Below are 26,646 nucleotides of genomic sequence, written 5' to 3'. Positions count from 1 at the left end.
CCATGCTGCTGTACCTGCACGGATTCCGCTCCTCACCGCAGTCGTTCAAGGCGCGCCTGGTGCAGGAGCGCATGCGCGAGTGGGGCGTGGGCCGCTACTACGCCTGTCCGGAGCTCAATGTCTCGCCGGCGCTGGCGATCGCCCAGGCCGACGCCGCCATCCGCGCCGCCCAGGCCGGCGGCGACCAGGAAGTTGCCATCGTGGGCTCGTCGCTGGGCGGCTTCTATGCCCGCTGGCTCGGCGAGCGCCACGGCTGCAAGACCGTGCTGCTGAACCCGGCGGTCCATCCGTGGACCGACCTGGAGCAATACCTCGGGGAGCAGCCGCTGTGGCACGGCGGCGGCTCGGTCACGGTCGAGCGCCGCCACCTGCTGGAGCTGCTGGCCCTGCGGGTGGACGCCATCACGCGCCCCGAGCGCTACTACCTCCTCGCCGCCACCGGCGACGAGGTGCTGGACTACCGTGAAATGGTGGCCGCCTGCCCCGGCGCGAATATCCGCGTGATCGAGGGCAGCGACCACGGCATCAGCGAATTTGCCGACTACGTCGACGAAGTGCTCGCTTTCTGCGGCTATGGCCCGGGCGGCAAGGTGCCGGCAAGCGCGGGCGCGGCATGAGCGCGCAGTCCGCGCGCCGCTGCGGCTGGAGTTCGCACCTGGCATTCGATGCGGCGATCACGCCCAACCTGCGGCGCTGGGTCACCGGCGACGACGGTTCGCTGACCGCGCGGCTGGTGGCCGCGTCCGAGCGCTTCCGCGTGGCGCAGCTGCTGCAGCGCCCATTGCGGCCGCTGGCCGATGAATGGCAGGTGCTGGGCCAGCACGACCGCGTCCCGGCGCTGACGCGCGAAGTGCTGCTGATCTGCGACGATATCCCCGCCGTCTTCGCCCACACCGTGGTGCGGCTGCGCCATGCGCGGCGCGACTGGCCGTTCCTGCGGGGGCTGGGCGCGCGCCCCCTGGGCGGGCGGCTGTTTATCGATCCGGCCGTGACGCGCGACCCGTTCCAGTTTGCCCGGCTGCTGCCGCACCATCCATTGCGCCATGCGCTGCAGCGCGTGCTGCCGGCGATGGCGCCGCTGCCCATGCTGCCTGCGCGACGCTCCGTATTCCGGCGCGGCGACGGCGTCATGCTCGTGACAGAGGTCTTCTTGCCGGACCTTCTGGCACGGCCAGCCCCGGGGACCAAGGCGATTGCGCTACCGATGTTCCGGCGCACCACAGACCGCGGCCCCATCACTTCACACACTACCGAAATCAAGAGATAACAAGATGAAACTGCAGGGTCGGGTTGCCATCATCACCGGTGCCGCCGCTGGCATCGGCTTTGCCACCGCGCAGCGCTTCGCCGCCGAAGGCGCCGTCGTCGTGCTGTGCGACGTCAATGAAGCGCGCGTGCGCGAAGCCGCCGGCAAGCTTGCCGGCGCCGGCGCCAGCGTCTCCGCCTACCGGGTCGACGTGACCCGCCGCGAAGACGTCGATGCCATGGTGGCTGCGGTGCTGGCCGTGCACGGCCGCATCGACATCCTGGTCAACAACGCCGGCATCACCAAGGACGCGCGCCTGGCCAAGATGACCGAGGCGCAGTTCGATGCCGTGATCGACGTCAACCTGAAGGGCGTCTTCAACTGCGCCCAGGCTGTCGCCACGATCATGACCGAGCAGGGCAAGGGCGTGATCCTGAACGCTTCCAGCGTGGTCGGCCTGTATGGCAACTTCGGCCAGACCAACTATGCCGCCAGCAAGTTCGGCGTGATCGGCTTCACCAAGACCTGGGCGCGCGAGCTGGGTCCCAAGGGCGTGCGCGTCAACGCCGTTTGCCCCGGCTTCGTCAATACCGAGATCCTGCAGACCGTGCCCGACAAGGTGCTCGACGGCATGAAGTCGTCGTGCTGGCTGCGCCGGCTGGCCGAGCCGGCCGAGATCGCCAGCATCTACACCTTCCTGGCCAGCGACGACGCCAGCTATGTCAACGGCGTGGCGATCGAAGCCAGCGGCGGCATGTCGCTCTGACCCTTCCGGTTATTTCCGGCCCGGTCCCCGGCGTCCTGCGGCGCGCACCGCCCCGGGGCGCACGCCCGGGGCCGCAGCGCCGGTGCGGTATCATTCCGGGTCTGCGGCCTGGCCCTCGTGGCCACGGCGCGGCGTGCAGCGCGCCGCCGGCCGGGGCCGTTTGCACCATTTCTCCCACAGGATCCACCGCTGCGCCCGCTCCGTGGCGCCCCGAAGCGGATCCGCGCATTTCTGAAAGTACCGATCGATGCAGTTGCTGTTCGAAGAAGGCGGCGAGATCCGCGCCGGCACCGTGCTGAACCAGCAGGGCGAGGCTTACCAGGTGGAGCTGCCGGCCGGCAAGCGCACCAAGGTCAAGTCGCGCGACGTGCTGCTGCAGTTTGCGCAGCCGTCGGCGATCGAGCTGGTCCGCCAGACCGGCGACATGGTGGCCGAGATCGACCTGGACTTCCTGTGGGAATGCGCCCCCGAGGCCGAGTTCGGCTTTGCCGAGCTGGCCGCCGAGTATTACGGCGCCGAGCCTGGCGCGGTGCAGCAGGCGGCGCTTGCGATGGCGCTGCACGGCAACCCGGTGTACTTCCGCCGCAAGGGGCGTGGCCGCTACCAGCGCGCGCCCGAGGACCAGCTCAAGGCCGCGCTGGCCGCGCTCGAGCGCAAGCGCCAGCAGGCGCTGGTCCAGGCCGAATATGAAGAACAGCTCAAGGCGCTGACGCTGCCGGAATCGTTCCGCAACAAGGTGCTGCAACTGCTGTTCAAGCCGGACAAGAACAGCCTGGAATACAAGGCCATGGACGCGGCCTGCACCGCGCTCGGCATGACGCCGATGCGGCTGATGGTGGCCGTCGGCGGCGTCGCCAGCGCACGTGCGCTGCACGAGGCCAAGTTCCTCGCCGAGTGCTTTCCGAAGGGCACCGGCTTCCCCGATACCGACGTGCCCGAGCCGCCCGCCGACCTGCCACTGGCCGAGGTCGAGGCGTTCTCGATCGACGACGTCACCACCACGGAGATCGACGATGCGCTGTCGGTGACGAAGCTGCCCGATGGCAAGCTGCGCATCGGCATCCATATCGCCGCGCCCGCGCTGGGTATCCGCCGAGGCGAGGCGCTCGACGTGATCGCGCGCCAGCGCCTGTCTACGGTGTACTTCCCGGGCGACAAGATCACCATGCTGCCCGACCCGGTGGTCGAGCGCTACACGCTGCAGGAAGGCCGGGTTTGCCCGGCCCTGTCGCTGTATGTGACGGTGGACCCGACGGTCTGGCTGATCACCGGCAGCGAGACCCGCGCCGAGATGGTGCCGATCTCCGCCAACCTGCGCCACAACCTGCTCGACGATGTCATCACCGAGGCCTCGCTCGCCGACGGCACCGGCGACTACCCGTTCCGCGAGGCGCTGACCCAGCTGTGGCACTTCGCCGGCTACCTGTACGATGAGCGCCAGAAGGCGCGCCTGGCCAGCGGCCTGCGCCCCGAGACACACAACCGCGCCGACTTCAACTTCTACCTCGACGACCAGGACGACGGCAGCCAGCGCGTGCGCATCGAGCAGCGCAAGCGTGGCTCGCCCTTGGACAAGATCGTGGCCGAGCTGATGATCCTGGCCAACAGCACGTGGGGCAAGCTGCTGGCGGACAACGGCGTACCGGGCATCTACCGCACGCAGAAGGCGTGGGGCATGCACCGCACCCGCATGCAGACCTACCCGGCGCCGCACGAAGGCCTGGGCGTGCAGCAGTACGCGTGGAGCACCTCGCCGCTGCGCCGCTACGTCGACCTGGTCAACCAGTGGCAGATCCTGGCGGTGGCGCAGCACGGCGTGACCGCCAAGCTGGTGGCGCCGTTCAAGCCCAAGGACGCCGACCTGCTGGCTGCCGTGGCCGACTTCGAAGGCACTTATGCCGCCTATGCCGACCACCAGTCGACCATGGAGCGCTACTGGTGCCTGCGCTGGCTCAAGCAGGAGAACCGCGAGCGCCTGGTCGCCGCAGTGCTCAAGGAAGGCGCGGTGCGCTTTACCGAGATCCCGCTGGTCACGCGCGTACCCGAGCTGGTCCAGGCGCAGCGCGGCACCCAGGTGCTGCTGGAGATCGGCGAGACCGACGAGATCACGCTGGAAGTCTCGTGCCGCGTGCTGGAAATCTTTGCCGGCGAGGGTGTGTTGCCTGAAGAAGAGCTGGAAAGCGACGAGGAAGCCGCTGAAATGTCAGCCGAAGCCGCTGCCGAGGCTGCTGCGGAAGACGCTGCCGAGCAGGCCGCGGGGGCCTCGGAAGAGGCTGCCGCAGAAGCCCCCGCAGAAGCCGGTGGCAACGTGCCGGCGGAGCCGTCGGCTGAGCGCGACACCGGCGGCACCGCCGCGGGCTGAAGCCTTCGGAAATCGGCGGGGCTCACTTACAATGCCTAGCGGCATTCCCGGCTGGCCGGGAATGCTCGTCAACCAGTCGCCTCGCACCTTCCGAGCCAAATTCCCGCCATCGTGAACGCCGCATTCGCCGCTCCCCGCCACTGGTGGCACGCCAGGTGGCACAACAGCAGTACGCTGGCCAAGGCGCTGGCCATTTCCCTGGTTGTGCATGCGCTGCTGCTGATGGTGCGCGTCGCCGCGCCCGAGGTGTTCGAGATCAAGCGCGCCGACTCGCCGCTTGACGTGGTGCTGGTCAATGCCAAGTCGGCGCAAAAGCCGCGCAACCCGACCGCGCTGGCGCAAGCCAACCTCGACGGCGGCGGCGACCACGACCTGCAGCGCGCCACCACGCCGCTGCCCGCGCAGACCGTGACGCAGGAGGGCGACCTTGTGCGCCAGGTGCAGCGCCGCGTCGAGCAGCTCGAAATGGAGCAGCAACGCCTGCTGACACAGGCGCGCGAGGCCGCGCCCGCGGTGCACAGCCAGCCGCTCAAGCCCGGCGAGAAGCGCCAGGACAATCCCCGGCGCGGCCAGGACGAGCGCACCTCGGCCGACGAGATGGCCAAGCTCGAAGCCGAGATCGGCCGCAACCTGGACCACTACGCCAAGCGGCCCAAGCGCTTCCAGCTGACCGCGACCAGCGCGCAGGCGGTCGACTACGCGCAGTACTACGACCGGCTGCGCCGCAAGATCGAGGCGCGCGGCACCACCGATTTCCCGCAGCGCAATGGCAAGCCGCTGTACGGCCAGCTGATCCTGGTGATCAACGTGAACCGGCTCGGCAAGCTCGGCTACAACCGCGACGGCTACAACATCGACGCCATCGACGTGGTCAAGAGCTCGGGCGATCCCGCGCTGGACCGACAGGCCGTGGCGATCGTGCGCGCGGCCGCGCCGTTCGGCGCCTTCACCGCGGAAATGGCGGCACGCCAGGACATCCTGGAAGTCATTTCCACCTTCAAGTTTTCGCGCAGCGGGCTGGAAACCCGGCTGCAGGCACGCTGATGACAACTCCAGACACTACGCCCGACAGCACCCAGAACACGCCGGACCAGTATGTGGTGATCGGCAATCCGATCGCGCACAGCCGTTCGCCGGCGATCCACGCCGCCTTTGCGCGCCAGACCGGCGAAGCGGTGCAGTATGACCGGCTGGAAGCGCCGCTGGACGGGTTTGCCGATACCGTGCGCAAGTTCTTCGCCGACGGCGGTTACGGCTGCAACGTGACGGTGCCGTTCAAGCTGGAGGCCTATGACCTGGCCGACCGCCTGACCGAGCGTGCCGAAGCCGCCGGCGCGGTCAATACGCTGTGGATCGAGGATGGCCTGATCCACGGCGACAACACCGATGGCGTGGGCCTGGTGCGCGATATCCAGGACAACCTCGACACGCTGGTCGAAGGCAAGCGCGTGCTGCTGCTTGGCGCGGGCGGCGCGGCCATGGGTGCGATGCTGCCGCTGATCGAGGCGCGTCCGTCGCGCATCGTGGTGGCCAATCGCACCGCGTCGCGCGCGTCCGACATGCTTGAAGAATTCGTCGAAGCGGCCGACCAGTTCGGCGTGGAGCTGTGGGGCGGCGGCCTCGATGCGCTCGAAGGCCTGTCCGAGGACGAGGCCTGCGACATCGTGATCAACGCCTCGTCGAGCAGCCTGCATGGCGAAGTGCCGCCGCTGCCCGAGTTCCTGCTGGGCGAAGGCGTGCTGGCCTACGACATGATGTACGGTGCCGAGCCGACCGTGTTCCTGCAGTTCGCCGCGCGCTGCGGCGCGCGCACCAGCGACGGCCTGGGCATGCTGGTCGAGCAGGCCGCCGAGGCCTTCTATATCTGGCGCGGCGTGCGTCCCCGCACCGCTCCCGTGCTGGCCGAGCTGCGCGAAGCGCTGCAGGCCGAACGCAAGGGCTGAGCGGGGCGCCGCCAGCCGTGGCCATCCGCAACCGCACGGCCGGCGCTGCCCGCGGCGCTGCTTCCGCCGGCTCGGCGCTCAATCCGCTGCGCTGGCTCGGCTACCTGCTGGGCTGCGTGGTCGCGGGCGTGCTGGCGATGCAGCTGTATTTCTTCGTGCAGATTGCCAGCTGGCAGTACGTCAATCCGTCGAGCACGACCTTCATGCGAGCCGAGCGCTGGCGGCTGTGCGGCTTCAATTTTTGGAGCTGCGGGCTGGAACGCGACTGGGTGCCATACGAGCGCATCTCGCGCAACCTCAAGCGCGCGGTGATCGCCAGCGAGGATGCGGGCTTCGTCAACCATCCCGGCTACGAACTCGACGCCATGCTCGATGCCTGGGAGCGCAACAAGAAGCGCGGCCGCATCGTGCGCGGCGCGTCGACCATCACGCAGCAGCTGGCCAAAAACCTGTTCCTGTCGTCCGAGCAGCATTACCTGCGCAAGGGGCAGGAGCTGGCGATCACGTGGATGCTGGAGTTCTGGCTGGACAAGCAGCGCATCTACGAGATCTACCTGAACTCGGTGGAGTGGGGCGAGGGCGTGTTCGGCGCGCAGGCCGCGGCACAGCACTACTTCCGCACCAATGCCGACAAGCTCAGCATCGGCCAGTCCGCGCGGCTGGCGGCGGCGCTGCCGGCGCCCAAGTGCTTCGACAAGAAGGAGTACTGCGCCAACGTGCGGGTGAATTTCCGCGCCAAGGCGGGGATCATCGCGCGCCGGATGGGCGCGGCGACGCTGCCGGACTGAGGCCCGGCGGGCCTCCGGGACTCAGCTCAGCCACCCCTTGCGGCGGAAATACACCAGCGGGATCGCCGCCGACACCGCCATCAGCGCGATCGCCCACGGATAGCCCGCGGCCCAGTCCAGTTCCGGCATCACCTTGAAGTTCATGCCGTAGATACTCGCGATCAGCGTGGGCGGCATCAATGCCACCGACACCACCGAGAACAGTTTGATGATCTTGTTCTGGTTGATGTTGATGAAACCGACGGTCGCATCCATCAGGAAGTTGATCTTGTCGAACAGGAACGCGGTGTGGTTCTCGATCGAGTCGATGTCGCGCAGGATCTGGCGCGCTTCGTCCTGCTGCTCGGCCGACAGCAGCTGGCTGCGCATCAGGAAGGACACCGCACGGCGCGTGTCCATCACGTTGCGGCGGATGCGGCCGTTCAGGTCTTCCTCGCGGGCGATGGTTTCCAGCACGTCGGCCGCGGCGGCATCGGTCACGTTCTCGGCCAGCACGCGGCGGCTGGCTTCTTCCAGGCGCTCGTAGACTTCTTCGATCGAGTCGGCCGAGTATTCCGCATCGGTCGCGTACAGGTCCATCAGCACATCCTTGGCGTTGCGCACCGAGCCCGGTCGCATGCGCGCGCGCAGCCGCACCAGCCGGAACACCGGCAGGTCTTCGTCGTGGATGGAGAACAGGACGTCCTTGGTCAGCACGAAGGCCACGCGCACGTTGCGCGAGACCTCTTCCTCGGCGAGCAGGAAGTCGGTGCGGATATGGATATTTTCGTCCTCGCCCTCGAAATAGCGCGCCGACGCCTCCAGGTCGCCCAGGTCTTCCAGCTCGGGAAGGGCGACGCCGTAGGCTTCCTTGATCCAGTTCAGCTCTTCGTCGTCAGGGTTGACGACATCGATCCAGATCGGCTTGTGCTGCAGCAGCTCATTGCGCTCGTCGACTTGCTCCTGGGCAAGCCGGCCTTTCTGCAGGACGAACAGGTTGATCATCCCCGGGATTCCTTATTGCTGATTTGCGACGAAAAACAATGACAAGCGCGAAGACAAGCGCAGGCGGCTCGCCGCATCCCAGGTATTGCGTCATGCCCCGTCATGGCCCAGCGGCAAGCCGCGAAAGGCCGGGCCACGGGCAAGCGTGATCGCGCTGTCCCGCGGCTGCGCGAGAGCAGGGCGGACAAGGCGATGGCGTTTGCCTGGGTTGGCTGGCTAGCCGGGAGAGGGAAGATCCGCCACGGCAGGGCGCGCATGGAGGCGCCGCCGGTGGCACGGAAAGACACTCGCCCGCAGTTCTGACTGCGGGCAAGGCCGACGAAGCGCGGAGCCGGGTGCTCCGGGCAGGTCGTCGTTACGCAGCCCGCAGTGACATGGCATTCGCAGTGGCCGCATGACTGCGCCAACTCGAACACCCGATGCTACTGCCCACGTAATTTCTCCGGGATTGTGATGGCCGCGAGTGTAGCCCAACGAAGGGGCGCTTGTTAAGTGAAATCTCCGCGAAGTCGGCGCGGCAGGCGGCGTGGCCGTTGTGCTCCGCCCCCCAGGCGGGCTCAGCCCATGGCACCCCGCAGCCGGCGCCACAACAGCGGCGCCAGCATCACCGAGGACAGGGCCATGAACATCAGCACGATGGCGGCGTAGTCCTGCCAGTGCGGCTGCTCGCCCAGCAGCCACATGCCCGAGAAGACGCCGACCACCGGGATGAACATGATCGACAGGCTCGACACCACCGGCGGCAGGCTGCGCGCCAGCCCGAACCAGACCAGGTGGCAGAAGGCGAAGACCACCACCGCGTTGTAGGCGATCGCACCCCATTCGACGGCGGTCGGCATGCGCCACCCGTGCTCCAGCAGCAGCGTGCCGGCGAGCAGGAAGGGCACGGTTGCCAGCAGCATCCAGAAGGTCATGGCGCCGATCGGCACGTCAGTCTGGGTGCGCTTCATCAACTGGGTGCCGAAGCCCCAGCCAGCCGCGGCCAGCAGCATCAGCAGCGTGCCGGCAGGGCTGCCGGTCAGCGCGCTGATTTCGCCCGACAGCAGCAGCACCGTGCCCGCCAGCGCGCAGCCGATGCCAATCCAGGCCCAGCCGCCGATGCGTTCGCGGAAGAAGACCAGGCCCCACACCACGGCCCAGATCGGCATGGTGTAGCCGAGGATGGCGGCACGTCCCGACGACAGCATCTTGACCGCGCAGATGGCGAACAGGTGCCACACCACCATGTTGGGCAGGGCAAGGCGGAACACCGTGCCCCATTCGCGCCGCGGCACCGCCAGCGAATCGCCGCGCAGGCGCAGCGCCAGGCCCAGCGCGACCACGCCGCCGGCCATGCACAGCAGGCGGAAGCCCATCGGCGGAAAATGCGCAACCCCGACCTTCATGATGGGCCAGTTGATGCCCCAGGCGAGGGTCAGAACGACAAGCAGGAAAATACCGCGGCGATCGAGAGACATGACTGCAGGATGGCGGCTGTGCGCGATGCCGCTCTTTGTTTTGAGAGGAAGCGCAAAACGATAGCACGCAGCGGGTAAAATTGCCGGAAACGACATATGCTGCAGGGATGAAAGGTTTTCACGCCGCTGCGGCCAACCGTGCCGGCCTGGGACTTGGATGTCCCATGAGGCGCCGGCGCCACCAGGAAATTTCGAGCATCCCATGACTTTCACCGAGCAGCTTGCTGCCGCCTGGCAGCGCAACGATTCCCTTCTGTGCGTCGGGCTCGACCCTGATCCGCATAAGCTGCCGCTGTCGCTGACCGGCACGGGCGGCGCCATCTTCTCGTTCTGCCGCGAGATCGTCGATGCCACCGCCGACCTGGTTTGCGCCTTCAAGCCGCAGATCGCGTATTTCCATTCGCAGCGCGCCGAAGACCAGCTCGAGCAGCTGATCCACTACATCCACGACGCCCACCCCGGCATCCCGGTGATCCTGGACGCCAAGCGCGGCGATATCGGCTCGACCGCCGAGCACTATGCGCTGGAAGCATTCGAGCGCTACCGCGCCGACGCAGTCACGGTCAGCCCGTACATGGGCTTCGATTCGATGCAGCCGTACCTGGCCTACCCGGACCGCGGGGTGATCGTGCTGTGCCGCACTTCCAACCCCGGCGGCTCGGACGTGCAGTTCCTGCAGGTCGAGGGCAAGCCGCTGTACCAGCTGGTGGCCGAGGCCGCGCGCGAGCGCTGGAACACCACCGGCCAGATGGGCCTGGTGGTGGGCGCCACCTTCCCCAACGAGATCGCGCGCGTGCGCCAGATCGTCGGCGACATGCCGCTGCTGATCCCCGGCATCGGCGCGCAGGGGGGCGATATCGAAGCGACGGTCAAGGCCGGGCGTACCGCGGATGGCACCGGCATGATGATCAACTCGTCGCGCGCGATCCTGTACGCCAGCCGCGAGAAGGATTTCGCGGCGGCGGCGCGCAACGTGGCGCTGCAGACGCGGGAGACCATCAATCGCTACCGCCACGGCTGACTGCCGCATGCGGCAGGTTAAAAAAAAACCGCGCCAGCTGGCGCGGTTTTTTGTTGGGCTGCAGTGTGGGCTGCGGTTGGGCACCCTGGGACGGCAGGAGCCCTCAGGCCTCATTGCGCAGCAACTCCAGCAACCCCCGCATCGCGTGCTCCGCCGCCTGGCGCCGGATCTGCGCCCGGTCGCCGGGAAAGCGCTGGGTTTCCACGATGGTGGTGATGCGGTTGCTCCAGCCAAAGCACACCATGCCCACCGGTTTTTCCGGCGTGCCGCCGTTGGGGCCGGCCACGCCGGTGATCGCCAGCGAGACCTGCGCGCGGCTGTTCAGCAGCGCCCCTTCCGCCATCGCGCGCGCGACCTCTTCGCTGACGGCACCGTGGTCGCGGATCAGCTTGGCCGGCACGCCCAGCATAGTGGACTTGGCTTCGTTGGAATAGGTGACGAAGCCGCGCTCGAACCAGCCTGAAGAGCCCGAGACATCGGTGATGGCGGCGGCGACCAGTCCGCCGGTACAGGACTCGGCGGTGGCCAGCATCAGGGATTTATCGGCAAGGGCGACGCCGGACTGGACGGCAAGCTGGTCGAGCAGGCGGCTGACTGACATGATGGATTTGGGGTTTGTTGGAAGGGGCGGGACTCAGAACGAGCGCCACAGCGCGAACACCAGCAGCGTGTAGAAGGCCGCGAAGATGTCGTCGAACATCACGCCGAAGCCGCCGCGCAGGCCGGGGCCCTTGAGCGTGCGGTCGTAGTAGCCAATCGGCGCGGGCTTGGCGATATCGAACAGCCGGAACCACAGGAAGGCGGCGAACTGCCCCCAGAATCCGGTCGGCGTGACAAAGGCCAGCACCAGCCAGAACGCGATGATCTCGTCCCACACCATGCTGCCATGGTCATGCACGCCCATGTCGCGCGCGGTTTTGGCGCAGGCCCAAAGGCCCAGCAGGAAGCCGCCGCCTACCACCCATAGCCAGGTGGTCGGCTCGATCCACAGCGACACCACCACGAACGACAGCCACGCGTAGAGCGTGCCGACCGTGCCGGGGCTGACCGGCGACAGGCCCGAGCCGAAGCCGAAGGCGATCAGGTGGGCCGGATGCGCCAGCATGAAGCGCGCCGTCGGGCGCGTGACCTTGACGGTCTGGCCGGCTTCCAGGGTCATGGCGGGATCGCGGGGTGCGGCCCCGGACGGGATGGTGGACATCAAGGTTGGCTCGTGTGATGCGGATGCTGCTTATGGTTATGGCCGGCTTGCTGCGGCAACTGCTGCTTTTAGTGCTGCAAAAGGCGGGACTCCGGTTCCCGCGCGGCGCGCCGATGCCGGCATCATGACACGCCTGTGCCCCGGTGTCAGGAGGAGGCGAAGTGGTCGAAGCTGGCGCCGGTGTAGCGCGTGGGGTTGCCGGCATGGTCGACCAGGCGCAGGCCCGGCTCCGATGTGATCGCCCCGACTCGCGTCAGCGGCAACGCCAGCCGTTCGCTGATTGCGGCGAGCGCATCGCGGTTGCCCGCCGGGGCGGTGAAGCACAGCTCGTAGTCGTCCCCGCCCGCCAAGACGCATTCACGCTGGATCGCCTCCGGCTGGCTGGCCAGCACCGCCGAGCGCGGCAGGGCGTCGACATCGACCAGTGCGCCCACCTGCGAGCGTGCCAGGATATGGCCAAGGTCGCCGATCAGGCCGTCGGAGATGTCGAGTGCTGCATGCGCTACGCCGCGCAGGGCCATGCCCAGTGCCACGCGCGGTGTCGGCGTGTCCATGCGCGGGCGTACCTGGGTGAAGTCGGGCTCGGGCAGCAGCCATTCTCCACGGCAGTCGCCCAGTGCAAGGCGCGCGTCGCCAAGCGTGCCGGAGATCCAGATATCGTCGCCCGGGCGTGCCGCGTCGCGGCGCAGCGCCGCGCGGTGCGGGACATCGCCGAACACGGTCAGCGACAGCGTCAGCGGACCGCGCGTGGTGTCGCCGCCGACCAGCTCGCAGCCGTGGGCGTCGGCCAGGGCCAGCATGCCGTCGGCCAGCTCGGCCAGCCATGCCGGGTCGGCCTCGGGCAGGGCTAGCGCCAGCGTGAAGGCGCGCGGCTCGGCCCCCATCGCGGCGAGGTCGGACAGGTTGACCGCCAGCGCCTTGTGGCCCAGCGCGCGTGGCGCCACGTCGGCAAAGAAATGGCGGCCGCTGACCAGCATGTCGGTGCTGATGGCGAGGTGATGGCCCGGGCGGCCTTCGATCAGTGCGCAGTCGTCGCCCACGCCGAGTGCGGCTTTGTGCACCGGACGCGTGAAATAGCGGCGAATCAGGTCGAACTCTGAAAGGGGAGCGGTCTGGGCGTCGGACATCGCGGCGAACTGGCAGTGGACAGGTGTTTGCCCGGCCGGCAGGCACCGGAGGGACGGAAGGACTCGGATGGGCGCATCAGGATGCGGCGCCGGCAGCGTTTCAGCAAGATACTGCCGCGCACGACAGCCATGACCGCAGCGAGTCACCAGCCATGCGCCGGGCGGCGCTACGCTTGCTGGTGTTGCCCCGCTGGATGGGGCATATTGTACCGAATAGCAAAGGTGCCCCAAGCAAAAGGCTTATTGTGAAATAGTATTTCACTATATAAAATGCTGGGTTCCAAAGGAAGAGAAGGGCGGACACGTGGAGCCGGTCCGCCGATCGTCCCCGCCAGTCAATGACGGCTCCACCGATTGGAAAATGCGCCGATGACCAGCCCTCAGCAGTCCCTGTCCCAAGACGATCTGAAACAGCAGCAGCGTGAGGCGCTGCGCAAAGCGGCGCTCGAGTACCACGAGTTTCCGACCCCCGGCAAGATTTCCGTCACCCCGACCAAGCCGCTGTCGAACCAGCGCGACCTGGCACTGGCCTACTCGCCGGGCGTGGCCGCGGCCTGTGAAGAGATCGTGGTCGACCAGGCCAATTCCTTCCGCTATACCGCGCGCGGCAACCTCGTCGCGGTGATCACCAACGGCACCGCCGTGCTCGGCCTGGGCGACATCGGCGCCGCGGCCTCCAAGCCCGTGATGGAAGGCAAGGGCGGCCTGTTCAAGAAGTTTGCCGGTATCGACGTGTTCGATATCGAAATCGACGAGAAGGACCCGGAAAAGCTGGTCCAGATCATCGCCGCGCTGGAGCCCACCTTCGGCGGCATCAACCTGGAAGACATCAAGGCACCGGAGTGCTTCTACGTCGAGCGCAAGCTGCGCGAGAAGATGAAGATTCCCGTCTTCCACGACGACCAGCACGGCACCGCAATCGTGGTGGCCGCGGCCGTGATCAACGGCCTGAAGGTGGTCGGCAAGGACATCAGCAAGGTCAAGCTGGTCGCCTCGGGCGCCGGCGCCGCCGCGCTGGCCTGCCTGGACCTGCTGGTCGACATCGGCCTGCCCATCGAGAACATCTGGGTGACCGACCTGGCCGGCGTGGTCTATGAAGGCCGTACCGAGCTGATGGATCCGGAAAAGGCCCGTTTCTCGCAGAAAACCGACAAGCGCAAGCTGGGTGAGGTCATCGACGGCGCCGACATCTTCCTGGGCCTGTCCGCCGCGGGCGTGCTCAAGCAGGACATGGTCCAGCGCATGGCCGACAAGCCGCTGGTGCTGGCGCTGGCCAACCCGAACCCGGAAATCGCGCCCGAGCTGGTCAAGGAAGTGCGCCCGGACGCCGTGATGGCCACCGGCCGCACCGACTACCCGAACCAGGTCAACAACGTCCTGTGCTTCCCGTTCATCTTCCGTGGCGCGCTGGACTGCGGCGCCACCACCATCACGCGCGAGATGGAGATCGCCGCGGCCAACGCGCTGGCCGAGCTGGCGCGCCAGGAGCAGAGCGACATCGTTGCCAGCGCCTATGGCATCCAGGACCTGTCGTTCGGCCCCGAGTACCTGATCCCGAAGCCGTTCGATCCGCGCCTGATCGTCAAGGTGGCGCCGGCCGTGGCCGAAGCCGCGATGAAGTCGGGCGTGGCCGCCCGTCCGATCGAGGACATGGACGCCTACCGCCTGCAACTGCAGCAGTTCGTGTACCACTCCGGCACGCTGATGAAGCCGATCTACGCCGCCGCGCGCAAGGTCGAGATGGAGAAGAAGCGCATCGTCTTTGCCGAGGGCGAAGAAGAGCGCGTGCTGCGCGCCGTGCAGGTGATCGTCGATGAAAAGCTGGCCAACCCGATCCTGATCGGCCGCCCGGCCGTGCTGCAGCACCGCATCGAGCGCTTCGGCCTGCGCCTGCGCGCCGGCGTCGACTTCACTGTGGTCAATCCCGAGCACGACGAGCGCTTCCGCGACTACTCCGACGCGTATTACCGCATGATGGCGCGCCAGGGCATCACGCCCCAGTACGCCAAGCTGGAACTGCGCCGCCGCACCACGCTGATCGGCGCCATGCTGGTCAAGCAGGGCGAGGCCGACGGCATGATCTGCGGTACCGTCAGCACCACCGCGGCGCACCTGCGCTACATCGACCAGGTGCTGGGCGGCACTGGCAAGGTCTACGCGGCCATGAACGGCCTGGTGCTGCCGGGCCGCCAGATCTTCCTGGTCGACACCCACGTCAACGTGGACCCGACCGCCGAGGAGCTGGCCGAGATCACGCTGATGGCTGCCGAAGAACTGAAGCGCTTCGGTATCGAGCCCAAGGTCGGCCTGCTGTCGCACTCGAACTTCGGCACGTCCGAGGCGCCTTCGGCCCGCAAGATGCGCGATACGCTCGCCATCCTGCGCGAGCGCGCGCCGGAACTCGAAGTCGACGGTGAAATGCACGGCGACAGCGCGCTCGACCAGAAGCTGCGCGACCGGCTGGTACCGGACAGCACGCTGCAGGGCGAAGCCAACCTGCTGGTGTGCCCGAACATCGACGCAGCCAATATCTCGTACAACCTGCTCAAGGTTGCCGCGGGCAACAACGTGGCGATCGGCCCGATCCTGCTGGGCGTGAACGCGCCGGTGCATATCCTGACGCCGTCGGCGACGGTGCGCCGCATCGTCAACATGACCTCGCTGGTGGTGGTGGACGCTGCTGCCAAGCGTTAAGCCGGCTGCGTTGCAGCGGTTGCGGAAAAGCCGGGTTCGCCCGGCTTTTTTGTCGCTTGGCGGTGACGGTTAGTATGCGCACACATACGCTTAACATATTGAAACAATTGAAGAAATCCCGCTGCGCCGGGGCCGGGATTGATTAATTGCGTGCATGCGCGTAACCTTACGCCTTTGATACAGGCGCTCGCCATGAGCGCCCCGGTGCGGTTGGCATCCGGCGCGTGAATTGAAAGGCGCGCAAGGTTTGCCGGCCAGGGTGGCCCGGACAGATCGTCTACCCAAACAGCGGCAGGCTCGATTTCCGGTTCAACCTAGACAAGCAACGTGGTTTCCCAAGTACCCTTGATGCAGCAGGCAGCGCGGATGCTGGCCCGGTCGATGACCGGCGCGGCGTTGGTGCTGGCCCTGGCGCAGCCCGCGCTGGCGCGCCAGGCGCAGACCGAAGGCATGGGAACCATTGCGGTGCAGCAGTTGCCCAACGAAGCACGGCAGACCCTGGAGCGCATCGAAGCCGGCGGCCCGTTTCCGTATGACAAGGACGGAACCAGGTTCGGCAACTACGAACGCCTGCTGCCGCAAAAAGAACGCGGCTACTACCGCGAGTACACGGTAAAGAGCGCCAGAAGCCGGAACCGGGGAGCCAGGCGGATCGTATGCGGCGGGGAACAGCGCGCTGCCAACGATTGTTACTACACGGAAGACCACTACAACAGCTTCAAACGGATACTCAAATGATGACTGACATTTTCGGATTGGGCGACGCCCTTGCCGCCCGCGAAGAGCGCGGCGCCGGAGATGGCTGGCAGCGGGCCCAGCAGCAGGCCCAGAACCTATACGACAACGTGCTGACGATGCCGCAGCGCCAAGAGCTCACGCACAAACTCCCGCCCGCGAACGCGCCCGTGGCCATGCCGGCCGGTGCAGGCTGGGCTGACGGCACCAGCGAGGGGGCCATGAACCTGTTCAAGACGGTGCGTCCGAACATCGTCCAGTCGATCCGCGCCTTCCGCGTGCCCGAGCTGGCCCAGGCGGCCGCCGATCTCGGCCAGCATTTCCTGTATGCCAACTGCGCGCATTGCGCCAGCAAGGCCGAGGTTCTGGAAACGATCGCAACGTCGTTTATCTTCCCCAAGCATTTCGGCAAGAACTTCGATGCGCTGGCGGACTGCCTGACCGACCTGATCTACAAGGCCGGCCCGCAGCCGGGCTTTGTCATCGTTCTGGAAGGCCTGCCGATTGCGCAGAAGTTCGACAAGGAAGGGCGCGAGGTGCTGCTCGACGTGTTTCGCGATGCCGCCGAGTTCTGGGGCGAGCGTAAGGTGCAGTTCCGGGTGTTCTACTCGTTCGCCTGAGCGCCGGTACCGTTCCATACAAGCAAAAAGCCCGCAATTGCGGGCTTTTTGCTTGTATGCGCGCGGCGCGTGCCGGCCTCACTCCTGCGCAGGGACATGCCCGTGCGGCGTCAGCCGGTCGATCAGCTCGGGCAGGCCCTCGCTCAGTTGCGCTGCCACGTCCTCCTGCGACATCCCGGTCGACTGTGCCAGCGAGTCCAGCGCCCCGGTCCCGCCCAGCGCGTCGCTCAGCGCCGAAGGCGTGACCGGCTGGTTGGCGCCGGTGCCGATCCACGAATCCACCTGCTCGCCCAGCCCCGCCTGCGCCAGGATCTGCTGCAGCGCGCCGATGCCGCCTGCGGCAGCGCCCAGCGCCTGGCTGTTGGCCGGGGCGCCACCCTGGCCGCCAAGCAGCCCGCCGAGCAGGGAGCCAAGGTCGAGCCCGCCGGTGGCGCCGGGCGCGCTGGCATTGCCGCCGATCATGCCGCCTAGCAGCCCGCCAAGGCTGCCCAGTCCACCGAGCCCATCGTCGACCGGCGCTGCGGAGCCGCTTTCCTGGCTGCGGTTGCGCATGGCCAGCATTGCCAGCAGGCCGAGCGCCATCATCAGCTTCGGATTGAGCCCGCCGGCGCTGCCTTCTTCGCCGCGGGCATTGCCCAGTTGTCCGAGCACGCCGCCCAGCACGCTATCGAGTAGTCCCATGGTCGACTCCTTCAGTCAAGGTTGGCGCTGGCCGGATGGCCGCCGCCGTCAGAATCCGCCAAGCAAGGCGTTGAGCGTGGAAAGGCAGGCCAGCCCGGCGGTCTCGGTGCGCAGGATGCGCGGGCCGAGCGACACGCCGGTGAAGCCGGCTTGCCGCGCCGCTTGTTCTTCATCGGGCGACAGCCCGCCTTCCGGTCCGATCAGCAGCGTGACGCCATCGGCGAGCAGGGCGTCGCGGTGCTCGGCAATATAGGCCGGCAGCGACTGCTCGGCCCGCGGCGATACCAGCAGCCGTGCACCGGCGCCGCTGCCTGACTGCGCCAGCCACGTCTCAAAGTTAGCGACCGGGGCCACTGCCGGCAAGCGATTGCGCCCGCATTGTTCGCAGGCGGCCTGCACCAGCGCCTGCCAGTGCGCCTGGCGCTTGTGCGCGCGGTCACCGGCGAGGCGCACCACCGAGCGGTTGGCCTGCAGGGGCTGGATCGCGGCGACACCGAGTTCTACCGCTTTCTCGATCAGCCAGTCCATCTTGTCGCCGCCGGCCAGCCCTTGCGCCAGCGTGACGCGGAAGGGCAGCTCGGCCTCGGCCGCGTCGTGCGCGCCGATGCGCGCCAGCGCATGGCGCTTGCCCAGTTCAAGCAGGGTGGCGGCGTGGCTGCCGCCGCGACCGTCGAACAGCGTGATGGCGTCACCGGGCGCCAGGCGCAGCACCTGGGCGTGGCGTACCACCGGCTCGGGCAGCGGAAATTCGGCTTCGGCGGCCAGGACCGTGTCCGTGCCGCCGACAAAGAAACGCGGAGCCATCAGCTTGCCTTGCCCCCGTTCGGATCGAGCGGCTTGCCGAAGCCCCAGCGGTACCCGTCCGGGTCCTCGACCATGCAGTAGCGGTCGCCCCAGAACTGGTCGGCGGGGGCCATCAGGCTGACGGCGCCGGCGTCGACCGCGCGCTGGTGCATCGCGTCGACATCGTCGCAGTAGACATAGAAGGTTTGCGGGCATTCCACGCCCAGCGAGCGGGGCGTGCGGGCGGTGCTGCCCCAGGCGCCTTCGGGTGCGAACATTACCACCAGGTCGCCCTGGTAGTGCATTTCGGCATGGGTCGGCACGCCGTTTTCATCGACCACGTTGCCGGCGGCAAAGCCGAAGGCGCGGCTGTAGAAGTCCAGTGCGGCGCGCCCGTTGGCGACGGTCAGGTAGGGGGTGAGCCAGGGGGTGTTGGCCGGTCTGCTCATGATCGTCTCCTGTCTGCGGGAAACCCGGCGCGGTCTGTCACTCGTCTATTGCCGAGCCGGCCCGCGCGGTGCGAGTGTGCATCTTACGCGCGTGGCGGTGCGCTGTCGAAGTGCGGCGCAGCGCTACGTGCACAGCCACCCGGGTGATCCCCGAGCCATGCCCGCTGCCGGTGTCCGGGAGTCCGGAAAACCCCTTAGCTTCTGTTAAAATTGCGGTTTTCCCGCCGACAGGCTCACGCCCGCCCGCGTCCAAGCTCACGTCCAAGACCGCACGAATGTCCGCCCTAGCCCATCCCGCCACGAGTCCCTTCGCTTCCCAGCCCGCCAAGCTGATGGCCGATGCCATCCGCGTGCTTGCCATGGACGCCGTCCAGCAGGCCAATTCCGGCCACCCCGGTGCGCCGATGGGCATGGCGGATATCGCCGTGGCGCTGTGGGGCCGGCACCTGAAGCACAACCCGGCCAACCCGCACTGGGCCGACCGCGACCGCTTCGTGCTGTCGAACGGCCACGGCTCGATGCTGATCTATTCGCTGCTGCACCTGAGCGGCTATGACCTGCCGGTCGAAGAGCTGAAGAACTTCCGCCAGCTGCACAGCAAGACCGCCGGCCACCCGGAATACGGCATCACCCCGGGCGTGGAGACCACCACCGGCCCGCTCGGCCAGGGCATCACCAACGCGGTCGGCATGGCGCTGGCCGAACGCCTGCTGGGCGAAGAATTCAACCGCCCCGGTTTCGATATCGTCAACCACCACACCTACGTCTTCCTGGGCGATGGCTGCCTGATGGAAGGCATCTCGCACGAGGCCTGCTCGCTGGCCGGCACGCTGAAGCTTAATAAGCTGATTGCGCTGTGGGACGACAACGGCATCTCGATCGACGGCGACGTCGTGCACTGGTTCAACGACGACACCCCGAAGCGCTTCGAAGCCTACGGCTGGAACGTGATCCGCGGCATCGACGGCCATGACGTTACCGCCGTCGACCTGGCGATCTCGCAGGCCAAGGCCAGCGACAAGCCGACCCTGATCTGCTGCCGCACCAAGATCGGCAAGGGCGCGCCCAACAAGGAAGGCGGCCACGACGTGCACGGCGCGCCGCTGGGCGGCGCCGAAGTGCTGGCCACGCGCGAGGCGCTGGGCTGGGCCCATGCCCCGTTCGAAGTGCCGGCCGACGTCTATGACGCCTGGGACGCCAAGGCCAACGGCCAGGCGCTGGAGCGTGCCTGGACCGCGCTGTTCGACGCGTACGCCGAGCGCCACCCGTATGAAGCCGGCGAATTCACCCGCCGCATGAAGGGCGAGCTGCCAGGTTCGTTCGACGCCGCCGTCGAGGCTTTCATCGCCAAGTGCGAGGAAAAGGCCGAGACCATCGCCACCCGCAAGGCCAGCCAGAACACCATCGAAGCCTTCGGCCCGGTGCTGCCCGAGTTCCTCGGCGGCTCGGCCGACCTGACCGGCTCGAACCTGACCAACTGGTCGGGCAGCAAGGCCGTGCGCGTGGACGCCTGGGGCAACCACATCAACTACGGCGTGCGCGAGTTCGGCATGAGCGCCATCATGAACGGCATCACGCTGCATGGCGGCTACATCCCCTACGGCGCGACCTTCCTGACCTTCTCGGACTACAGCCGCAATGCGCTGCGCATGGCGGCGCTGATGAAGATCCGCTCGCTGTTCGTGTTCACCCATGATTCGATCGGCCTGGGCGAAGACGGCCCGACGCACCAGTCGATCGAGCATGTCGCCAGCCTGCGCCTGATCCCCAACATGGACGTCTGGCGTACCGCCGACACCACCGAGACCGCGGTGGCCTGGGCCGAGGCGATCCGCCGCGAGAATGGCCCGAGCTGCCTGATCTTCAGCCGCCAGAACCTGCCGTTCCAGCAGCGCGACGACGCCACCCGCGCCAATATCGCGCGCGGCGGCTACGTGCTGCGCGACAGCGTCAACGCCAGCACCGGCCGTCCGGACGCCGTGATCATGGCGACCGGCTCGGAAGTGGGCCTGGCGGTTGGCGCGGCAGACGCGCTGGCAGCGGAAGGCGTGCATGTGCGCGTGGTCTCGATCCCGGCGACCACCGTGTTCGACAAGCAGGACACCGCCTACAAGGCCAGCGTGCTGCCGGCCGGCGTGCCGCGCGTGGCGGTCGAGGCGGGCGTGACGGACTTCTGGTGGAAGTACCAGGTCCAAGCGGTAGTGGGCATCGACACCTTCGGCGAATCGGCCCCGGCCGGCGTGCTGTTCAAGCACTTCGGCTTCACCGTCGACAACGTCGTGCGTACGGTGAAAGACACCCTTATCTAAGCATCCGGGCGCTGCAACCGCGCGGTGCGCCGCGCGGCAGCAGCGGCGCCCACCGGTTTTCATCGATCCTCAGGAGAGACAGTCATGACCATCAAGATCGGCATCAACGGCTTCGGCCGCATCGGGCGCATGGTGTTCCGCGCCGCCGCCGCCAACTTCAAGGACATCGAAGTCGTTGCCATCAACGACCTGCTCGAGCCCGACTACCTGGCCTACATGCTGAAGTACGACTCGGTGCACGGCCGCTTTGACGGCGAAGTGTCGGTCGACGGCAACACCCTGGTCGTCAACGGCAAGAAGATCCGCCTGACCGCGGTCAAGGATCCGGCCGAGCTGAAGTGGGGTGAAGTCGGCGCCGACGTGGTGATCGAGTCGACCGGCATCTTCCTGACCAAGGAAGGCGCGCAGAAGCACATCGATGCGGGCGCCAAGAAGGTGATCATGTCGGCCCCGTCGAAGGACGACACCCCGATGTTCGTGTACGGCGTGAACCACGAAACGTACAAGGGCGAAGCGATCATCTCCAACGCGAGCTGCACCACCAACTGCCTGGCACCGGTGGCCAAGGTGCTGAACGACAAGTGGGGCATCAAGCGCGGCCTGATGACCACCGTGCACGCTGCCACCGCCACCCAGAAGACCGTTGACGGCCCGTCCAACAAGGACTGGCGCGGCGGCCGCGGCATCCTGGAAAACATCATCCCGTCGTCGACCGGCGCCGCCAAGGCCGTGGGCGTGGTGATCCCGCAGCTAAACAAGAAGCTGACCGGCATGTCGTTCCGCGTGCCGACCTCCGACGTGTCGGTGGTCGACCTGACAGTCGAGCTGGAAAAGTCGGCTTCGTACGAGGAAATCTGCGCCGAGATGAAGGCCCAGAGCCAGGGCGCGCTCAAGGGCGTGCTGGGCTACACCGAAGACAAGGTTGTCGCCACCGACTTCCGCGGCGATGCCCGCACCTCGATCTTCGACGCCGAAGCCGGCATCGCGCTGGACGGCACCTTCATCAAGGTCGTGAGCTGGTATGACAACGAGTGGGGCTACTCGAACAAGTGCCTGGAAATGGCCCGCGTGGTGGCCAAGTAATCCGGCTGTCCTTGCAGCCAATAAAAACGCGCCTTCGGGCGCGTTTTTTATTGGGCGCGATGGCCGTTCAGGCGCCCTCGCGCGGCGCCAGCGGGCGCGCGTCGACCGCCGCGCCGTCCACCAGGAAGTGGCCGCCGGCGACATGGTGGATCGTACGCAGCGCGTCGTGGCCCTCGAAATGCCAGCGCCCATTGCTGAACACGCGCGAATCCGCATGCGCGGCTACCACCTCACCGAGGAACAGGTCATAGGTCTGCTGCGTTGCCGGTTCCGGCAGCAGCCTGCATTCGAGCCAGGCCGCGCTGCCTTCCAGCAGCGGCGCGCCGACGACGGTGCCGGCAAAGGTGCCCAGCCCGTAGGCATCGAACTTGTCGATCCCTTCCTGCTCCAGCAGGGCCAGCCCGGAGCTGGAGCCAAGCGCTTCGGTCAGGTCGACCTGGCTGACGGTGGGCACCTGCAGCACGAATTCGCCGCTCTCTTCCAGCAGGCGCCGGGTCCAGGTGCTCTTGTCCAGCACCACCGCAACCTTGGGCGGCGCGAAATCCAGCGGCATTGCCCACGCGGCGGCCATGATGTTGCGCTTGCCGCCCGCGGCCGCGCTGACCAGCACGGTCGGGCCATGGTTGAGCAGCCGGTAGGCCTTGGGCAGTTCGACAGGAAGGCGGTAATGGTCGGTGCGGGAGTCAGGCATGATGGCGGACGCGTTCGCGGCCTGGGAAAAGAATGACAAAAATGGGATGGTGACCCCCAATATACGCCGATGCCCAAGGCTCTGCTGCGGCACGGAAAGTATGCGTATATGAGACCAACTTCATAAAAATGACCTCATTTTTCAGAAATGTGACAAGGTTTGGCGCTCCGAAAATGCCGAATTTGCTTTCCGAGCTTGTTTTTTCCTCTTACACTATCAAGATGCCGTTGAACTCTGATGTGCAGCCAGTGCAAGTGGTGGGGCCATCTTTGCTAAGAAAAATCTGACCTGGGCCTGATCATGGTGAACGTAGACACAAAGCTTTTAGTGATCTTCACCGAGCTGCTGAGTAAGCGAAACGCCACCTACGTCGCGGAGAAGATGCACATGACCGCGCCGGCGGTATCGCATTCGCTGGGCCGGTTGCGCGAGATTTTTGATGATCCGCTCTTCATCCGCGTTCCCCACGGCCTGACGCCCACCCCCCGCGCGCTGGAGCTGGGCCCCAAGATCCGCGACATGCTGGACCTGTGGTCGTCGATCAACGAAGGCGACGCCGATAATTTCGATCCCGCGGTGGCCACCGGCACGCTGAGCATCGGCTTTGCCGCCGAGCTGGGCGACACGGTGTTCAACCGCTTCGTGCTGCGCATCAAGCAGCTGGCGCCGGACCTGCATATCAAGCTGGTCGAGTCCCATTCCTGGGAAGCCGACGTGGCCTCGATGCGCGCCAATGAGCTGGACCTGGCGTTTTCCCCGTTCCCGACCCGGCATCCGGAAATCGTCGAGGAAATGGTGACGTCGCTGAACCTGTGGGTGTGCGCGCGCAAGAACCACCCGGTGCTGAAGAACCACTGCACGCTCGAGCAATACCTGGACTGCGGCCATATCTTCATGGCGCATTCCGGCGGCGCGGGCCGCCCGGCGCCGTCGCTGATCCCGCTCGACTACGCGCTGCAGCAGCGCGGCCTCAAGCGCAATGCGACGCTGACGGTGCATTCGTGGCGGGCGCAGGCCGAGATGGCCGCGCAGACCGACATGATCTTCACTGTCAATGCGCTGACCAAGGACATGGCCTGCGAAACCTACGGCCTGAAGGCGTTCCCGCTGCCGGCTGAACTCAATACCACGGTCGGCCTGAACATGTTCTGGCACCGCAGCCGCAACACCCATCCGATGCTGGTATGGGCGCGCAACCTGTTCCGCCAGGTGGTGGCCGAGTTTGTCGGCCTGTCGGCGTCGCGCCCGTCGCGCGTGGTTGCTGCAGACGACCTGCAGGCGCTGCGCGAGCCCTGAACCAGGGCATTCCCATAAAAAAACCGGCGCCTGGCGCCGGTTTTTGTTTTGCCGGATGCGCTACGCGGTGCGTGCGCCGGCTTATCGTTTGGGTCTGTGGGGACAGTCGGTCTTCGTGCAGTTGCCGTACAGCGACAGTGCATGTTCCTGCAGGGTAAAGCCGCGCTCGCGCGCAATGCTTTGCTGGCGATGCTCGATCTCGGAGTCGAAGAACTCCTCGACGCGGCCGCAATCGAGGCAGACCAGGTGGTCGTGGTGCTTGCCTTCGTTGAGTTCGAAAATGGCCTTGCCGGATTCGAAGTTGTTGCGCGACAGCAGGCCTGCCTGTTCGAACTGGGTGAGCACGCGGTAGACGGTTGCGAGGCCGATATCCATATGCTCGTTCAGCAGGATACGGTAGACGTCTTCCGCGCTCAGGTGCCGCTGTTCGCTGGTCTGAAAAATTTCAAGAATCTTCAGCCTGGGCACGGTCGCCTTCAGGCCGATATTCTTGAGGTCCGCCGGACTCGGCATGGGCGTGACTCCCTAGAGTACAATGTCTGGATAGTTGAATCATAAGGGTTTTGACAGCAAAAGTCGCCCGCGGTGCCGCATGCCATGTGGGCAACGCGCCTCAGGCATTTGCCGTCGGTCCCATGTGGTTGCCGCGGCAGGCGCCCCGTCCGCATGTGGTGTAGCCGGCTCTTGCAGCGCTTGCTGCGCCGGTCTTCCGCGGTACTTTCCGTACTTTCCCTTTCCCTCCCGGAAGCGAGATACATGCGTTATATCCGTTCGTCCGCCATGCGCCCGACGCTGGTTGTCTCCCTGCTGGCCGCGGCTCTGCTGGCCGGCGCCTGCTCGGCCTACGATTCCACCTCGCGCAAGGTAGCCAACGCCATCACGCCGTACCGGATCAATATCGTGCAGGGCAACTTCGTGTCCCGCGAGGCCGCTTCGCAACTGCGCGAAGGCATGACGCGCGAGCAGGTCAAGTTCCTGCTCGGCACGCCGCTGCTGACCGATGTGTTCCACGCCAACCGCTGGGACTATGTGTTCTCGTTCCGCCGCGGCAATACCCCGGTGGTGCAGCAGCGCCGCTATACGGTCTTTTTCGATGGCGACCGCCTGGTCAAGTTTGGTGGCGACGAACTGCCGTCCGAATACGAGCTGATCGCCGAAATTGACGGCATGAAGAAGGCGCTGAAGGACCAGACCCCGGGCAAGGTGTCCACCAGCAGCACGGCCGCTGCCCAGGCTGAGCCGCAGACCACCGTGGAAAACTTCGTGCCGCGGCAGGCGGCCGAGCCGGCCGCCGCGCCGGCACAGGCGCCCGCTGCATCTGCCGCCCCCGCGGCTGAAGCGCCGCCGGCTGCGGCCCCCGCCCCCGCCCAGGCCACCGCGCCCGCCGAAGCGTCCAAGGCCAACTGAGCCGCCATCCGCGGCTTGCCATCTGTTCCCGGGCCGGTCAGCCATGACCGGCCCATTCACTTTTCGCGTATTGCGCACATTCCGCTGAGCCAGACACCATGAACATCGCCATCGCAGGCGCATCCGGCCGCATGGGCCGCATGCTGATCGAACAAGTGCTGAACACCGAGGGCGTGAAGCTGTCGGGCGCGCTCGACCTGCCGGGCTCGCCGGCACTGGGCCAGGACGCGGGCCTGTTCCTGGGCCGCAACACCGGCGTGGCGATCACGGCGGACCTGGAAGCCGGCCTGGCCGCTGCGGATTGCCTGATCGACTTCACCCGTCCGGAAGGCACGCTGGCGCACCTGGCCGTGGCGAAGAAGCTGGGCGTCAAGATGGTGGTCGGCACTACCGGCTTCGACGACGCCGGCAAGGCCGCGCTGGCCGAAGCCGCCAAGTCCATCGGCATCGTCTTTGCCGCCAACTTCAGCGTCGGCGTCAATGCCACCTTCAAGCTGCTGGAAGTGGCGGCCAAGCTGCTGTCGACCGGCTACGACATCGAAGTGATCGAGGCCCACCACCGCTTCAAGGTCGACGCCCCGTCGGGCACCGCGCTGAAGATGGGTGAAGTGATCGCCGATGCGCTCGGCCGCGACCTGAAGACCTGCGCCGTCTATGCCCGCGAGGGCCATACCGGCGAGCGAGATCCCAATTCGATCGGCTTTGCCACCATCCGCGGCGGCGACATCGTCGGCGACCACACCGTGATGTTTGCCGGCATCGGCGAGCGCATCGAGATCAGCCACAAGTCGTCCAGCCGCCAGTCCTATGCCGACGGTGCCGTGCGTTCGGCCCGTTTCCTGGCCGACAAGCCCAACGGCCTGTTCGACATGCAGGACGTGCTGGGCCTGAAGTAAGGCGCCCCCGGCGCGGCCAGCGCCGGCGCCACGGTTATAATCGATTGCTTTAGCATTGCTCGCCGGACGGGCGCCCCAGACGGGCGCCCGCCGCCCACATTCCAACG

Annotated in this window: 26 protein-coding genes; 16 read left to right on the top strand and 10 right to left on the bottom strand. The window is 66.8% G+C overall.

Translation table 11 applies throughout. From position 1 onward, the window contains the following. Positions 1-2: 2 nt before the first annotated feature. The 7 genes from E0W60_RS24915 to mtgA all read left to right on the top strand — a co-directional run bounded on the left by E0W60_RS24915 (position 3) and on the right by mtgA (position 7,105). On the top strand, positions 3-617 hold the full coding sequence (locus tag E0W60_RS24915) for a YqiA/YcfP family alpha/beta fold hydrolase (RefSeq protein WP_133092329.1): 615 nt from the start codon (positions 3-5) through the stop codon (positions 615-617). After that, positions 614-1,267, top strand: coding sequence for a chorismate--pyruvate lyase family protein (locus tag E0W60_RS24910; protein WP_135705920.1), 654 nt, complete (start codon positions 614-616; stop codon positions 1,265-1,267). The genes E0W60_RS24915 and E0W60_RS24910 overlap by 4 nt, the downstream gene beginning before the upstream one ends. Before the next feature lie 4 nt (positions 1,268-1,271). Next, complete coding sequence (gene fabG, locus E0W60_RS24905) at positions 1,272-2,012, top strand: 3-oxoacyl-ACP reductase FabG (RefSeq protein ID WP_135705919.1); 741 nt, start codon at positions 1,272-1,274, stop codon at positions 2,010-2,012. 247 nt (positions 2,013-2,259) lie between these two features. Next, positions 2,260-4,374, top strand: a complete 2,115-nt coding sequence (locus E0W60_RS24900; protein WP_135705918.1) for a ribonuclease catalytic domain-containing protein — start codon at positions 2,260-2,262, stop codon at positions 4,372-4,374. Positions 4,375-4,485: 111 nt separating this feature from the next. After that, positions 4,486-5,418, top strand: coding sequence for an energy transducer TonB (locus tag E0W60_RS24895; RefSeq protein WP_135705917.1), 933 nt, complete (start codon positions 4,486-4,488; stop codon positions 5,416-5,418). Beyond that, the gene (aroE, locus tag E0W60_RS24890) at positions 5,418-6,317 is read left to right on the top strand and encodes a shikimate dehydrogenase (RefSeq protein ID WP_133092324.1); all 900 of its coding nucleotides are present in this window, start codon (positions 5,418-5,420) and stop codon (positions 6,315-6,317) included. The genes E0W60_RS24895 and aroE overlap by 1 nt, the downstream gene beginning before the upstream one ends. 86 nt (positions 6,318-6,403) lie before the next feature. Beyond that, on the top strand, positions 6,404-7,105 hold the full coding sequence (gene mtgA / locus E0W60_RS24885) for a monofunctional biosynthetic peptidoglycan transglycosylase (protein ID WP_133092386.1): 702 nt from the start codon (positions 6,404-6,406) through the stop codon (positions 7,103-7,105). A 21-nt stretch (positions 7,106-7,126) separates the two neighbouring features. Here the strand turns inward: mtgA and corA are convergent, their stop codons facing one another. Further along, complete coding sequence (gene corA, locus E0W60_RS24880; protein WP_133092323.1) at positions 7,127-8,089, bottom strand: magnesium/cobalt transporter CorA; 963 nt, start codon at positions 8,087-8,089, stop codon at positions 7,127-7,129. Between the two features lie 557 nt (positions 8,090-8,646). Further along, entirely contained in the window at positions 8,647-9,546 is a 900-nt protein-coding gene (locus tag E0W60_RS24875) for a DMT family transporter (RefSeq protein ID WP_135705916.1), read from the bottom strand. A gap of 202 nt (positions 9,547-9,748) precedes the next feature. Between E0W60_RS24875 and pyrF the strand changes: the two genes are divergently transcribed. Beyond that, positions 9,749-10,567 carry an orotidine-5'-phosphate decarboxylase gene (pyrF, locus tag E0W60_RS24870; protein ID WP_135705915.1) on the top strand — a complete coding sequence of 273 codons (819 nt, stop codon included), beginning with the start codon at positions 9,749-9,751 and terminating at the stop codon, positions 10,565-10,567. A gap of 103 nt (positions 10,568-10,670) precedes the next feature. Here the strand turns inward: pyrF and E0W60_RS24865 are convergent, their stop codons facing one another. The 3 genes from E0W60_RS24865 to thiL all read right to left on the bottom strand — a co-directional run bounded on the left by E0W60_RS24865 (position 10,671) and on the right by thiL (position 12,895). Then, entirely contained in the window at positions 10,671-11,168 is a 498-nt protein-coding gene (locus tag E0W60_RS24865) for a CinA family protein (RefSeq protein WP_133092320.1), read from the bottom strand. A 33-nt stretch (positions 11,169-11,201) separates the two neighbouring features. After that, a complete protein-coding gene (locus E0W60_RS24860; protein WP_133092319.1) occupies positions 11,202-11,768 on the bottom strand; it encodes a phosphatidylglycerophosphatase A family protein in 567 nt (188 codons plus the stop codon). 146 nt (positions 11,769-11,914) lie between these two features. Then, the gene (gene thiL, locus E0W60_RS24855; protein ID WP_133092318.1) at positions 11,915-12,895 is read right to left on the bottom strand and encodes a thiamine-phosphate kinase; all 981 of its coding nucleotides are present in this window, start codon (positions 12,893-12,895) and stop codon (positions 11,915-11,917) included. 369 nt (positions 12,896-13,264) lie between these two features. On the opposite strand from thiL, the gene E0W60_RS24850 reads away from it, so the two are divergent. The 3 genes from E0W60_RS24850 to E0W60_RS24840 all read left to right on the top strand — a co-directional run bounded on the left by E0W60_RS24850 (position 13,265) and on the right by E0W60_RS24840 (position 16,944). Next, positions 13,265-15,589: an NADP-dependent malic enzyme gene (locus E0W60_RS24850; protein ID WP_135705914.1), complete on the top strand. Its 2,325-nt coding sequence runs from the start codon at positions 13,265-13,267 to the stop codon at positions 15,587-15,589. 366 nt (positions 15,590-15,955) lie between these two features. Continuing rightward, positions 15,956-16,327: a ribonuclease domain-containing protein gene (locus tag E0W60_RS24845; RefSeq protein ID WP_133092385.1), complete on the top strand. Its 372-nt coding sequence runs from the start codon at positions 15,956-15,958 to the stop codon at positions 16,325-16,327. Then, positions 16,324-16,944 carry a barstar family protein gene (locus E0W60_RS24840; protein ID WP_029047850.1) on the top strand — a complete coding sequence of 207 codons (621 nt, stop codon included), beginning with the start codon at positions 16,324-16,326 and terminating at the stop codon, positions 16,942-16,944. The genes E0W60_RS24845 and E0W60_RS24840 overlap by 4 nt, the downstream gene beginning before the upstream one ends. 78 nt (positions 16,945-17,022) lie before the next feature. Here E0W60_RS24840 and E0W60_RS24835 read toward each other — a convergent pair whose 3' ends face one another. The 3 genes from E0W60_RS24835 to E0W60_RS24825 are packed head-to-tail and all read right to left on the bottom strand — an operon-like array spanning position 17,023 to position 18,857. After that, a complete protein-coding gene (locus E0W60_RS24835) occupies positions 17,023-17,625 on the bottom strand; it encodes a YidB family protein (RefSeq protein ID WP_133092316.1) in 603 nt (200 codons plus the stop codon). 48 nt (positions 17,626-17,673) lie between these two features. Beyond that, entirely contained in the window at positions 17,674-18,429 is a 756-nt protein-coding gene (locus E0W60_RS24830) for a 16S rRNA (uracil(1498)-N(3))-methyltransferase (RefSeq protein ID WP_133092315.1), read from the bottom strand. After that, on the bottom strand, positions 18,429-18,857 hold the full coding sequence (locus E0W60_RS24825; protein ID WP_133092314.1) for a VOC family protein: 429 nt from the start codon (positions 18,855-18,857) through the stop codon (positions 18,429-18,431). The genes E0W60_RS24830 and E0W60_RS24825 overlap by 1 nt, the downstream gene beginning before the upstream one ends. A gap of 275 nt (positions 18,858-19,132) precedes the next feature. On the opposite strand from E0W60_RS24825, the gene tkt reads away from it, so the two are divergent. Both tkt and gap read left to right on the top strand, forming a co-directional pair. After that, positions 19,133-21,166, top strand: a complete 2,034-nt coding sequence (tkt, locus tag E0W60_RS24820; protein WP_195431272.1) for a transketolase — start codon at positions 19,133-19,135, stop codon at positions 21,164-21,166. 84 nt (positions 21,167-21,250) lie between these two features. Further along, a complete protein-coding gene (gap, locus tag E0W60_RS24815; protein WP_011298986.1) occupies positions 21,251-22,249 on the top strand; it encodes a type I glyceraldehyde-3-phosphate dehydrogenase in 999 nt (332 codons plus the stop codon). A 67-nt stretch (positions 22,250-22,316) separates the two neighbouring features. Here gap and E0W60_RS24810 read toward each other — a convergent pair whose 3' ends face one another. Next, complete coding sequence (locus E0W60_RS24810) at positions 22,317-22,940, bottom strand: flavin reductase family protein (protein WP_135705913.1); 624 nt, start codon at positions 22,938-22,940, stop codon at positions 22,317-22,319. A 300-nt stretch (positions 22,941-23,240) separates the two neighbouring features. Between E0W60_RS24810 and E0W60_RS24800 the strand changes: the two genes are divergently transcribed. Further along, positions 23,241-24,236 (top strand): LysR family transcriptional regulator, encoded by a 996-nt coding sequence (locus E0W60_RS24800; RefSeq protein ID WP_133092312.1) that lies wholly within the window; start codon positions 23,241-23,243, stop codon positions 24,234-24,236. A gap of 81 nt (positions 24,237-24,317) precedes the next feature. On the opposite strand, the gene fur is transcribed toward E0W60_RS24800, so the two are convergent. Further along, positions 24,318-24,749, bottom strand: coding sequence for a ferric iron uptake transcriptional regulator (fur, locus tag E0W60_RS24795; RefSeq protein ID WP_010813212.1), 432 nt, complete (start codon positions 24,747-24,749; stop codon positions 24,318-24,320). 243 nt (positions 24,750-24,992) lie between these two features. Here fur and E0W60_RS24790 point away from each other — a divergent pair, with 243 nt between their 5' ends. Next, positions 24,993-25,643 carry an outer membrane protein assembly factor BamE gene (locus tag E0W60_RS24790; RefSeq protein ID WP_133092311.1) on the top strand — a complete coding sequence of 217 codons (651 nt, stop codon included), beginning with the start codon at positions 24,993-24,995 and terminating at the stop codon, positions 25,641-25,643. 98 nt (positions 25,644-25,741) lie between these two features. Further along, complete coding sequence (gene dapB / locus E0W60_RS24785) at positions 25,742-26,539, top strand: 4-hydroxy-tetrahydrodipicolinate reductase (protein ID WP_135705912.1); 798 nt, start codon at positions 25,742-25,744, stop codon at positions 26,537-26,539. Positions 26,540-26,646 lie beyond the last annotated feature (107 nt).

Source organism: Cupriavidus oxalaticus (assembly GCF_004768545.1).
Classification (GTDB): Bacteria; Pseudomonadota; Gammaproteobacteria; order Burkholderiales; family Burkholderiaceae; genus Cupriavidus; species Cupriavidus oxalaticus_A.
The sequence above is the reverse complement of the archived record's forward strand: the minus strand, read 5'-3'. Positions and strand labels throughout refer to the sequence as shown.

Bases quoted from the DNA above. Each gene is read 5' to 3' on its own strand.
- E0W60_RS24915 (WP_133092329.1), top strand. From the start codon at position 3: ATGCTGCTGTACCTGCACGGATTCCGCTCCTCACCGCAGTCGTTCAAG.
- E0W60_RS24910 (WP_135705920.1), top strand. From the start codon at position 614: ATGAGCGCGCAGTCCGCGCGCCGCTGCGGCTGGAGTTCGCACCTGGCA.
- fabG (WP_135705919.1), top strand. From the start codon at position 1,272: ATGAAACTGCAGGGTCGGGTTGCCATCATCACCGGTGCCGCCGCTGGC.
- E0W60_RS24900 (WP_135705918.1), top strand. From the start codon at position 2,260: ATGCAGTTGCTGTTCGAAGAAGGCGGCGAGATCCGCGCCGGCACCGTG.
- aroE (WP_133092324.1), top strand. From the start codon at position 5,418: ATGACAACTCCAGACACTACGCCCGACAGCACCCAGAACACGCCGGAC.
- corA (WP_133092323.1), bottom strand. From the start codon at position 8,089: ATGATCAACCTGTTCGTCCTGCAGAAAGGCCGGCTTGCCCAGGAGCAA.
- E0W60_RS24875 (WP_135705916.1), bottom strand. From the start codon at position 9,546: ATGTCTCTCGATCGCCGCGGTATTTTCCTGCTTGTCGTTCTGACCCTC.
- pyrF (WP_135705915.1), top strand. From the start codon at position 9,749: ATGACTTTCACCGAGCAGCTTGCTGCCGCCTGGCAGCGCAACGATTCC.
- E0W60_RS24865 (WP_133092320.1), bottom strand. From the start codon at position 11,168: ATGTCAGTCAGCCGCCTGCTCGACCAGCTTGCCGTCCAGTCCGGCGTC.
- E0W60_RS24860 (WP_133092319.1), bottom strand. From the start codon at position 11,768: ATGTCCACCATCCCGTCCGGGGCCGCACCCCGCGATCCCGCCATGACC.
- thiL (WP_133092318.1), bottom strand. From the start codon at position 12,895: ATGTCCGACGCCCAGACCGCTCCCCTTTCAGAGTTCGACCTGATTCGC.
- E0W60_RS24850 (WP_135705914.1), top strand. From the start codon at position 13,265: ATGACCAGCCCTCAGCAGTCCCTGTCCCAAGACGATCTGAAACAGCAG.
- E0W60_RS24845 (WP_133092385.1), top strand. From the start codon at position 15,956: ATGCTGGCCCGGTCGATGACCGGCGCGGCGTTGGTGCTGGCCCTGGCG.
- E0W60_RS24840 (WP_029047850.1), top strand. From the start codon at position 16,324: ATGATGACTGACATTTTCGGATTGGGCGACGCCCTTGCCGCCCGCGAA.
- E0W60_RS24835 (WP_133092316.1), bottom strand. From the start codon at position 17,625: ATGGGACTACTCGATAGCGTGCTGGGCGGCGTGCTCGGACAACTGGGC.
- E0W60_RS24830 (WP_133092315.1), bottom strand. From the start codon at position 18,429: ATGGCTCCGCGTTTCTTTGTCGGCGGCACGGACACGGTCCTGGCCGCC.
- E0W60_RS24825 (WP_133092314.1), bottom strand. From the start codon at position 18,857: ATGAGCAGACCGGCCAACACCCCCTGGCTCACCCCCTACCTGACCGTC.
- tkt (WP_195431272.1), top strand. From the start codon at position 19,133: ATGTCCGCCCTAGCCCATCCCGCCACGAGTCCCTTCGCTTCCCAGCCC.
- gap (WP_011298986.1), top strand. From the start codon at position 21,251: ATGACCATCAAGATCGGCATCAACGGCTTCGGCCGCATCGGGCGCATG.
- E0W60_RS24810 (WP_135705913.1), bottom strand. From the start codon at position 22,940: ATGCCTGACTCCCGCACCGACCATTACCGCCTTCCTGTCGAACTGCCC.
- E0W60_RS24800 (WP_133092312.1), top strand. From the start codon at position 23,241: ATGGTGAACGTAGACACAAAGCTTTTAGTGATCTTCACCGAGCTGCTG.
- fur (WP_010813212.1), bottom strand. From the start codon at position 24,749: ATGCCGAGTCCGGCGGACCTCAAGAATATCGGCCTGAAGGCGACCGTG.
- E0W60_RS24790 (WP_133092311.1), top strand. From the start codon at position 24,993: ATGCGTTATATCCGTTCGTCCGCCATGCGCCCGACGCTGGTTGTCTCC.
- dapB (WP_135705912.1), top strand. From the start codon at position 25,742: ATGAACATCGCCATCGCAGGCGCATCCGGCCGCATGGGCCGCATGCTG.